The organism is Kineosporia sp. A_224 (genome assembly GCF_002198655.1).
Classification (GTDB): Bacteria; Actinomycetota; Actinomycetes; order Actinomycetales; family Kineosporiaceae; genus R-H-3.
On sequence record NZ_MWLN01000130.1, the window covers coordinates 1 to 8,709 of the forward strand.

Genomic DNA, 8,709 nt, shown 5'->3' on the forward strand with positions numbered 1-8,709 from the left:
ACCCTGACCCCCTCACTGACCCCCTCAGAGGTAGATCGCTCTCCCTATGCACGGCGATCTACCTCTGAGGAGCCGAACCGAGCTCCCCGACCGATCCGGAGGTTGCCATGACCGAGAACACCAAGCCCTGGCACGGCGTCACCGTCGCCACCGCCCTGCCCTTCACGTCGCGGGACGGCGACGACCTCGCCGTCGACCTCGACGCGTACGCCGAGCACGTGCGCTGGCTCGCCGCGAACGGCTGCCAGGGCGTCGTCCCGAACGGCTCGCTCGGCGAGTACCAGACGCTGACGACGGACGAGCGGGCCGCCGTCGTCCGGACCGCGGTCGAGGCCGCGCCCGAGGGCTTCTCGGTCATCCCCGGCATCGCCGCCTACGGGGCCCGCGAGTCCCGGCTGTGGGCCGAGCAGGCGAAGGACGCCGGCGCCGACGCCGTCATGCTCCTGCCGCCGAACGCGTACCGCGCCGACGAGCGCGCCGTCCTCGAGCACTACCGCGAGGTCGCCCGGGCCGGCATCCCGGTCGTCGCCTACAACAACCCGATCGACACCAAGGTCGACCTCACGCCGGAGATCCTCGCGGCGCTCCACGGCGAGGGCCTCATCGTGGCGGTCAAGGAGTTCAGCGGCGACACCCGGCGGGCCTACCAGCTCGCCGAGCTCGCGCCGGGCCTCGACCTCCTCGCCGGCTCGGACGACGTGACCTTCGAGCTCGAGGTCGGCGGCGCGGTCGGCTGGATCTCCGGCTACCCCAACGCCTTCCCGGACGCGTGCATGCGGATGTGGAACGCCTTCCGGGCCGGTGACTACGGCACGGGCGTCCCGCTCTACCGCTCGCTGCACCCGCTCCTGCGCTGGGACAGCAAGACCGAGTTCGTCCAGGCGATCAAGCTGAGCATGGACCTCGCCGGCCGCAACGGCGGCATGTGCCGGCCGCCGCGCGTGCCGCTGTCGCCCGAGCACGACGCGATCGTCCGCACCGCCACCGAGAAGGTCCTCGCCGAGGGCCTGCGATGAGGTCCCGCCGCGTCGTCCACACGGTCGAGTCCCACACCGAGGGGATGCCGACCCGCGTCGTCACCGGCGGCGTCGGCGTCCTCCCGGGGGCGACGATGTTCGACCGCCGGCGCTGGTTCATGGCGAACTCCGACGGCCTGCGCAAGCTGCTCATGAACGAGCCGCGCGGGCACGCCGCGATGAGCGGGGCGATCCTCCAGCCGCCGACCCGGCCCGACGCAGACTTCGGCGTGCTCTACATCGAGGTGTCCGGCTGCCTGCCGATGTGCGGGCACGGGACCATCGGCGTGGCAACGGTTCTCGTCGAGACGGGCATGGTCGAGGTGACCGAGCCGACGACGACGATCCGGCTCGACACCCCGGCCGGGCTCGTCGTCGCGACGGTCCACGTCGAGGACGGCGCGGCGAAGGCCGTGACGATCCGGAACGTGCCGTCGTTCCTCCTGCAGAGGGACGCGACCGTCAAGGTCGCCGGCGTCGGCGAGGTCACGTACGACATGGCCTTCGGCGGCAACTTCTACGCGATCCTGCCGCTCGCCGACCTCGGCGTCCCCTTCGAGCGCAGCGAGAAGCAGCGCATCCTCGACGCGGGGCTCGCCGTCATGGACGCCATCAACGAGCAGAACCGGCCCGTCCACCCGGACAACCCCGAGATCGCCGTCTGCCACCACGTGCAGCTCGTCGCCCCGGGGTCCACGGCGCAGCGGTCCCGGCACGCGATGGCGATCCACCCGGGCTGGTTCGACCGCAGCCCGTGCGGCACCGGCACGAGCGCCCGGGTCGCCCAGCTCGTCGCCCGCGGCGAGCTCGCGATGGACACCGACTTCGTCAACGAGTCCTTCATCGGCACGCACTTCGTCGGCCGGGCCGTCGAGGCCACGACGGTCGGTGGGGCGGACGGCGGGCCGGGTGGCACGATCGATGCGATCGTCCCGACCATCACCGGGCGGGCCTGGGTCACCGGGACCGCCCAGTACCACCTCGACCCGACCGACCCCTTCCCCGAGGGCTTCGAGCTGTAGGCCCGGCACCGCCCCGACGAACCGAAGAACCGCTCCTTCGAAGAGCAAGTGAGGTAATGAGATGAGCGTGGTGACCTCGGTGTCGCCGCAGGCCCCCGACGACGTCGTCGTGGAGGTCCCGGAGACGTCCGTCGCGGATGTCCTCAAGGCCGCCGAGGCGGCCCGCGCCGCCCAGCGCGAGTGGTGGCGTGCCCCGGCACCCGCCCGGGCCGCCGCGCTCGGCGCCGCGGCCGCGGCCCTGCGGGCCAGGGCCGACGAGGCGGCGACGCTCGTCATCCGCGAGGTCGGCAAGCCCCGGGTCGAGGCGGTCGGCGAGGTCGGGCGGGCCGTCGCGATCCTCGAGTACTACGCGCAGGCCGCCTACGCCCCGCTCGGGGCGACGCTGCCGGCGAGCCTGCCCGGGCTGCTCTTCACCGAGCGCCGCCCGCACGGCGTCGCCGGGCTCGTCACGCCGTGGAACTTCCCGCTCGCGATCCCGCTGTGGAAGGCCGCGCCCGCGCTCGCCGCGGGCAACGCCGTCCTGCTCAAGCCCTCGCCGGACGCCACCGCGTCCGCGCTGTGGCTCGCCGACCTGCTCGCCGGCGTGCTCCCGGCGGACCTGTTCCGGGTGCTGCCCGGCGGTGCGGACACCGGGACGGCGATCTGCGACGCCGCGGACGTCGTGAGCTTCACCGGCTCGGTCGGTGTCGGCGGCCAGGTCGTCGCCCGGGCGGCGCAGCGTGGCGTCCACGTGCAGGCCGAGATGGGCGGCCAGAACGCCGCGATCGTCCTGCACGACGCCGACCCCGGCGTCGCCGCGGCCCAGATCGCCGGGGCCGCGATGGGCTTCGCCGGCCAGAAGTGCACCGCCACCCGCCGCGTCGTCGTCGTCGGCGGCGAGCAGCGGGCGGCCGCGGTCATCGAGGCGCTCGTCGCCGCCGTCCGGGGCCTGCAGCCCGGCGACCCGTCGCAGGCGGGCGTGCTCGTCGGCCCGGTCATCGCACCGGCCGCGCGGAGCAAGGTGCTCGACGCGACGGCGGCCGTGACGGCGGCCGGCGGCCGGGTGCTCGCCGGTGGCACGTCCGTCGACCGGGACGGCTGGTTCGTCACGCCGACCCTGCTCGACGGCATCGCGGCCGACCACCCGGTCGCGACGACGGAGACGTTCGGCCCGATGGCCGTCGTCCAGCGCGCCGCGGACGTCGCCGAGGCCGTCGCACTCGCCGAGGGCGTCGACTTCGGGCTCGTGACGAGCGTCCACGGCCGGGACATGGGGGAGATCCTCGAGGTCGTCCGCGGCGTCCAGACCGGCATGGTCAAGGTCAACGCCCCGACGACCGGGGTCGACTTCTGGGCGCCGTTCGGCGGCGAGCGGGACTCGTCCTACGGGCAGCGCGAGCAGGGCCTCGCGGCCCTCGACTTCTACTCCTCGGTCCGTACGATCACGCTGAGCCCGCACCCGTGAGCGTGCTCGTCCCCGTACCCATGACCCCGTACCCATGACTCCGCACCCATGACCCCGTACCCATGACGAGACCGGCGAAGGGTTCCCGCTGAGATGATCGCCGCCCCCGCACTGCGCGACCTGCCGCTCATCGACGCCGACCAGCTGCGCGGGCTGGTGCCGATGACCTCCGCCGTCGTCGCCCTCGAGGCGGCGCTGCTGGACGGCGGGGTGCCCGGTGCGACGCCGCCACGGACGACGGTGCTCACCGGGGCCGGGCAGGTGCTCCTCATGCCCGCGGCGACCCAGCGCTACGTGGGGGTCAAGCTCGTCACCGTCGCGCCGGACAACGGGAACCTCGGCCTGCCGCGGATCCAGGGCGTGTACGTCCTCATGGACGCCGTGACGCTGTCGCCGCGCGCGCTCATCGACGGCGTCGCGCTGACCAGCCTGCGCACCCCGGCGGTGTCGGCGGTCGCGATCCGCCGGCTCGCCGTGCAGGGGCCGGTGCGGCTCGTCGTCATCGGCACCGGGCCGCAGGGGTACGGGCACGTCGAGGCGGTGGCCGCCGTCCGGCAGGTCGCGCACGTGACCGTCGTCGGCCGGGACCGCGGGCGGGCCGTCGAGATGGCGCAGTGGGCCGCGCGGAACGGGATCGGCGCGGACGTCGTCGCCGGCTCCGACCTGCCCGACGACCTCGAGGCCCCGATCCGGGCGGCCGACGTCGTCATCTGCGCGACGACGTCCCGGTACCCGGTCTTCGACTCGCGCTGGCTCGGCGACGAGGCGACCGTCGTGGCCGTCGGCAGCCACGAGCCGGACGCCCGCGAGGTCGACTCCGAGCTCGTCGCCCGGGCGACGGTCGTCGTCGAGGGCAAGGAGTCCGCGCTGCGCGAGGCGGGCGACGTCATCATGCCGATCCGGGACGGCGAGGTGGGCCCGGACGTCATCGCCGGCGACCTGCCCGGGCTCGTCAAGGGCTGGACCCGGCCGGTGGCGGGCAGGCCGCGCTTCTTCAAGAGCGTCGGCGAGGCCTGGGAGGATCTCGTCGTCGCGGGCGAGGCACTCGACCGGCTCATCGGCGACACCGCGGCGCGGGGGATCCCGCTCGGGGGACTGCGATGAGACCACCGGGCGGCGCGTCGTGAGCGTGCCGGACGGCGTCGCCGCGATGCTCCCCGTGCTCCCGGTGCGCGGCACGATGCGGGACCAGGTCGCCGACAGCCTGCGGGCCGCCGTCGTCGCCGGGCAGATGGCCCCCGGCGAGGTCTACTCCGCCCCGGCCCTCGCCGAGAGGTTCGGGGTCTCGGCCACGCCCGTGCGCGAGGCGCTCCTCGACCTCGTCCGCGACGGGCTGATGGAACCCGTGCGCAACAAGGGGTTCCGGGTCACCGCGCTGTCGTCGGCCGAGCTCGACGCGACGGGTGACGTCCGTGCGCTGCTCGAGCCGGAGGCCGCCGCCCGGGCCGCCCGCCGCCCCGAGGCCGAGCGCCGCGCCGCCGTCGAGCGGCTGCGCCCGGTGGCCCGCCGGATCGTCGAGGCAGCCCGGTCGGGGGACGTCGTCGGGCACGTCCGCGCGGACCGGGAGTTCCACGCCGGGCTGCTCGAGCTCACCGGCAACCCGGTGCTCGCCGAGACCGTCATGCGGCTGCGCGACCGCTCCCGGCTCTACGGCCTCCCGCGCCTGGCCGAGCGCGGCACCCTGAGCGACACCGCCCGCGAGCACGACACGATCCTCGACCTCGTCGCGGCGGGCGACGCCGAGGCCGCCGCCGCGGCGATGCGCCACCACGTCGGCCACGTCCGCGGCGAATGGTCCGGATGACCGCTCGTGCTCGCGGCCGGTACCGGTTCGGGGCTCTGCCAGGCCGCAGATCGGTACTCGCCGCGAGCATCGCCGGGGTGGTGGCGCTGGCCGGGTGCGGGTCGGTGGGCGGCGGGGCCGTCGCGCCGGACGCGCCGCTCGCCGACGAGTGCGGTGCCGTCCCGCCCGGCGCCCGCCGCGTCACGTTCCAGGGCTCGGACGGCGCGGACCTCGGTGCCGCGGCCGTCGGCCGGCCCGCGGCGGTGCGTTCCGTCGTCCTCGTGCACGGTGGTAGCCAGACCCTCTGCGACTGGCTCGACATCGCCGTGACGCTCGCGGAGCGTGCGGACGCCGAGGTCCTCCTCCCGGACCGCCGCGGTGCCGGCTCCAGCTCGCAGGCCCAGACCGACGCCGCCGACCTGCCGGACGACGTCCTGCGCGCCGCCGCGTGGTTCGCGCCGCGCGGCCGCTCCGGCGTCACCTACGCCGGGTCGTCGGCCGGGGCGCCGGTCGCCCTCGCCGCGGCGGCCCGGGCGCAGGACGTGTGCTCGATAGCACTGGTCTCCCCGGCATCCGTCCCCGACGTGCCCGCCGGCACCCTCGAGCGGCTCGACGTCGCGCTGTGGACCGTCGTCGAGGCCGGCACGCCGAGGTTCCGCGACACCGCCCGCGCGCTGGCCCGGCTGGCCCCCGCGGCCGCCGCGCTCGGCGGGCAGACCGAGATCACCGGTACGACCGACCACAGCAGCGGCCTCGTCGAGAACCACCCGGCGGCTCTCGACGTCCTGGTGGCCGCCACCCGCGCGTGCGGGTGACGGCCCCGGGACGCCTTTACTGCCAGACGATCGCGAACCCTCCGGCCGGGACCGCGACGCGGACCATGCCGCCGGCGGTGGTGCTCACGGCCGACAGACGGCCGTGGCGGTCGTAGGCCTGGACGACGGTCCGTGCCCGCGGCAGGGTGAGCGTCCGGGTCGCCGTCCGGTCCGAGCCGTTGGCGAGCAGGGCCACGGAGTGCCCGTCGCCGTCCGCCACGAGGGCCGAGACGACCGGCGTGACGAGCAGGGCGTCGAGCCGCCCGGTGCCGCGGGTCGTGATGGCCGTGAGGTCCTGCGCCGAGGGGCCGACGGCCCGCCGCAGCGCGCCCGGCAGGAGCGCCCCGGGGGCCGGTGAGACGCCCTGCGCCCCGCCGCCGCCGTAGCCGACGGTGCCGATCCGCCCGGCCGGCACGCTGAACGTGCTGACGGCGCCCGGTCCAGGGAGCACGTCGACGACGGCCTGGACGAGCCGGGGCTGCTCGGCGGCCGGCAGCGACCAGGTCACGGTGCTGCCGGGGGTCACGAGCACGAACGCGCCACCGCCCCACTGCGACTCCCCGGTCCACACCGGGTCGGCCGGGGCCGCCGTGGCGCCGCCGGAGGGGGTGCCCGACTCGGCCTCGACGGTCCGTTGCCCGTCGCGCAGCACGAGCCGGGTGGCGGCGCGGGCCGTCGCCGCGACGTCCGGGGCGGCGTCGAGCGCCTGCATGGTGAGCAGGCCGTGGATCGTCGACTCCGCGCCGGAGTTGAGGTTCACGTCGCCGGTCGGGCTGATGCCGTCGTGGGTGACGCCCGTGGCCGGGTCGTACATCGGGGTCCCGGCGCGGTTGAGGCCGAAGAACCAGGCGGCGGCGAGCCCGGCGACCCGACGCAGCCCCGGGGCGTGCGCGGCGTCGCCGACGGCGAGCAGCGACTGCACGCGGGCGTCCGCCCCGTAGGCGATCTGCGACCCGTCGACGGGGGTCGGCATCCAGCCGTTGTCGGGGCCGGTCGCGGTGAGCAGCCGCGGGGTGAAGGTGGCGGCGTCCGCGACAGCGGGCGGCAGCAGGTCGGGCCGGTCGAGCACCGTTGCGGCCTCCGCGAGCGCGGCCGGCATCTGCGCACCCCAGGCGTGCCAGAGGGTCTGTGAGGTCGCCGACGGCAGGATCGCCCCGTAGGGCCAGGTGTCGGCGGTGCCCCGCCCCATGGCGGCGATCCCGTCGGCGAGCTTCGACAGCGCCGGTCGCGCGGAGCGGTGGCCCGCTCGGACGGCGGCCGCGAGCCCGAGGACCGCCTCCGAGCTGGCGTCCGCGCCGTCGACGACGAGCCAGGCCGGCATCCGCGTGCCGTCGACGACGCGGTACTGCCCGTACCGGGTCAGGACGTCGCGGTCCAGCGCTGTGATCGCCAGGTCGAGGCGCGTGCGCAGGAACGCGGCGAACGCGGGGTCTGCCTGGCGCAGGGCCGCGTAGCCCTCGCCGAGCGCCCAGACGGTGCGGGCCAGCCAGAAGGACGGACCGGAGTCGGAGGGGTCGGGCAGCTCCTTCGGGGTGGCGCTCGGGGTGAGCGTGCCGTCCGGCTGCATCCAGAGCACGACGTCGCCGGCGTGCGGGCCGGTCGCCGTCTGCAGGTAGGTCAGCCCGCGCAGCAGCCCGCGGGCCTGCTGCAGGCTGTGCGCGTCGCGGTACCTGGTCCAGTGCCGCAGGTAGACGACGGCGGCGCGGGCGATGTCGTCGGCGTCGAACGCACCCTGGCCGTACGTGTTCGTCGCGGCGTCGAACGCGCCGCCACCGACCCGTCGGTAGCTGCCGTCCGCCTGGTGGTCCGCGTACACCCACAGGACGCCGACCGCGGGCTCCTCGGCGAGCCGGTACGTGGTGTGCCCGGCCTGGGACGGCGGGACGACGGTGTCGGTGAGGAAGTCGAGATGGGCCAGGTTCGTCAGCGGGGCGGACGTGGCCGGTGCGGTGCGCGTCGGTGTCACGGCGGCGGGCGCAGCAGCGAGCCGTCCTGCTGCTGGTCCTGCTGCTGGTGCTGCTGCAGCACCGGTCGTCGTGAGGAGCACGGCCGCGACGGTCGTCGCCGCGACGGCGAGAAGCCGGGCCCGGCTGCGGGCGGGCAGGAGCACGGAAGGCAGGTGTGTCACGTCGGTCCCCTTCGGCGGGCGTTCGGGACGAACGCGCTACCGGGGACCGGAGTAACGCCCACAGGCCGATCGGGCCGGTCGCCCGGCTCCGTGCACCTGATCGCCGACAACGTAGCCCCGGACCGGGGCATCGGCGAGCGCATGTTCGCGGGGCGTCCGGTGGTCGTTCGGCGGCTCAGCCGGTGCGTTTCCAGGTGTCGTCGGGTGGTGCCTGGCTCCAGATCTGGGGCGTGAGGTCGATCGGGGTGAGCCCGGTCCGGCTCGGACCGACGCCGCGGGCGTCGGCGTCGTCGTCGAGGGCGAGGCGGAGCTGTTGCCCGATCCGCTGCGCGGCGGCATGTGTCTGGTGGTGCAGGTTCCTCGTCCGTCGTCGTTCGGGGTCGATCCACGACGGCGGCCGCACCCACGGGATCCCGTCGCGGACCTCGACCAGCCACAGACCGGCGTGCACCTGCTGATGATGGTTCGGACACACGCTGACCAGATTGTGCAGGTCGGTGG

General features: G+C 75.4%; 8 protein-coding genes. 6 read left to right on the forward strand and 2 right to left on the reverse strand.

Annotation, left to right across the window (positions count from 1 at the left end):
* The first annotated feature begins 107 nt into the window (after positions 1–107).
* The 6 genes from EDJALFJO_RS11710 to EDJALFJO_RS11735 all read left to right on the forward strand — a co-directional run bounded on the left by EDJALFJO_RS11710 (position 108) and on the right by EDJALFJO_RS11735 (position 6,080).
* Positions 108–1,016 (forward strand): dihydrodipicolinate synthase family protein, encoded by a 909-nt coding sequence (locus EDJALFJO_RS11710; protein WP_088285367.1) that lies wholly within the window; start codon positions 108–110, stop codon positions 1,014–1,016.
* On the forward strand, positions 1,013–2,038 hold the full coding sequence (locus EDJALFJO_RS11715; RefSeq protein ID WP_088285369.1) for a proline racemase family protein: 1,026 nt from the start codon (positions 1,013–1,015) through the stop codon (positions 2,036–2,038). The genes EDJALFJO_RS11710 and EDJALFJO_RS11715 overlap by 4 nt, the downstream gene beginning before the upstream one ends.
* Positions 2,039–2,099: 61 nt before the next feature.
* Positions 2,100–3,482, forward strand: coding sequence for an aldehyde dehydrogenase (locus tag EDJALFJO_RS11720; RefSeq protein ID WP_088285371.1), 1,383 nt, complete (start codon positions 2,100–2,102; stop codon positions 3,480–3,482).
* Between the two features lie 93 nt (positions 3,483–3,575).
* A complete protein-coding gene (locus EDJALFJO_RS11725) occupies positions 3,576–4,586 on the forward strand; it encodes an ornithine cyclodeaminase family protein (RefSeq protein ID WP_088285373.1) in 1,011 nt (336 codons plus the stop codon).
* A 19-nt stretch (positions 4,587–4,605) separates the two neighbouring features.
* Positions 4,606–5,286 (forward strand): GntR family transcriptional regulator, encoded by a 681-nt coding sequence (locus EDJALFJO_RS11730; RefSeq protein ID WP_198950217.1) that lies wholly within the window; start codon positions 4,606–4,608, stop codon positions 5,284–5,286.
* A gap of 77 nt (positions 5,287–5,363) precedes the next feature.
* The gene (locus tag EDJALFJO_RS11735; RefSeq protein WP_158220405.1) at positions 5,364–6,080 is read left to right on the forward strand and encodes an alpha/beta fold hydrolase; all 717 of its coding nucleotides are present in this window, start codon (positions 5,364–5,366) and stop codon (positions 6,078–6,080) included.
* A gap of 16 nt (positions 6,081–6,096) precedes the next feature.
* On the opposite strand, the gene EDJALFJO_RS11740 is transcribed toward EDJALFJO_RS11735, so the two are convergent.
* The gene (locus EDJALFJO_RS11740; RefSeq protein WP_143448511.1) at positions 6,097–8,208 is read right to left on the reverse strand and encodes a hypothetical protein; all 2,112 of its coding nucleotides are present in this window, start codon (positions 8,206–8,208) and stop codon (positions 6,097–6,099) included.
* A gap of 175 nt (positions 8,209–8,383) precedes the next feature.
* A complete protein-coding gene (locus EDJALFJO_RS11745; protein WP_088285379.1) occupies positions 8,384–8,659 on the reverse strand; it encodes a hypothetical protein in 276 nt (91 codons plus the stop codon).
* Between the last annotated feature and the right edge of the window lie 50 nt (positions 8,660–8,709).

Coding starts and splice junctions, on each gene's coding strand:
- EDJALFJO_RS11725 (WP_088285373.1), top strand. CDS start 3,576: ATGATCGCCGCCCCCGCACTGCGCGACCTGCCGCTCATCGACGCCGAC.
- EDJALFJO_RS11715 (WP_088285369.1), top strand. CDS start 1,013: ATGAGGTCCCGCCGCGTCGTCCACACGGTCGAGTCCCACACCGAGGGG.
- EDJALFJO_RS11720 (WP_088285371.1), top strand. CDS start 2,100: ATGAGCGTGGTGACCTCGGTGTCGCCGCAGGCCCCCGACGACGTCGTC.
- EDJALFJO_RS11710 (WP_088285367.1), top strand. CDS start 108: ATGACCGAGAACACCAAGCCCTGGCACGGCGTCACCGTCGCCACCGCC.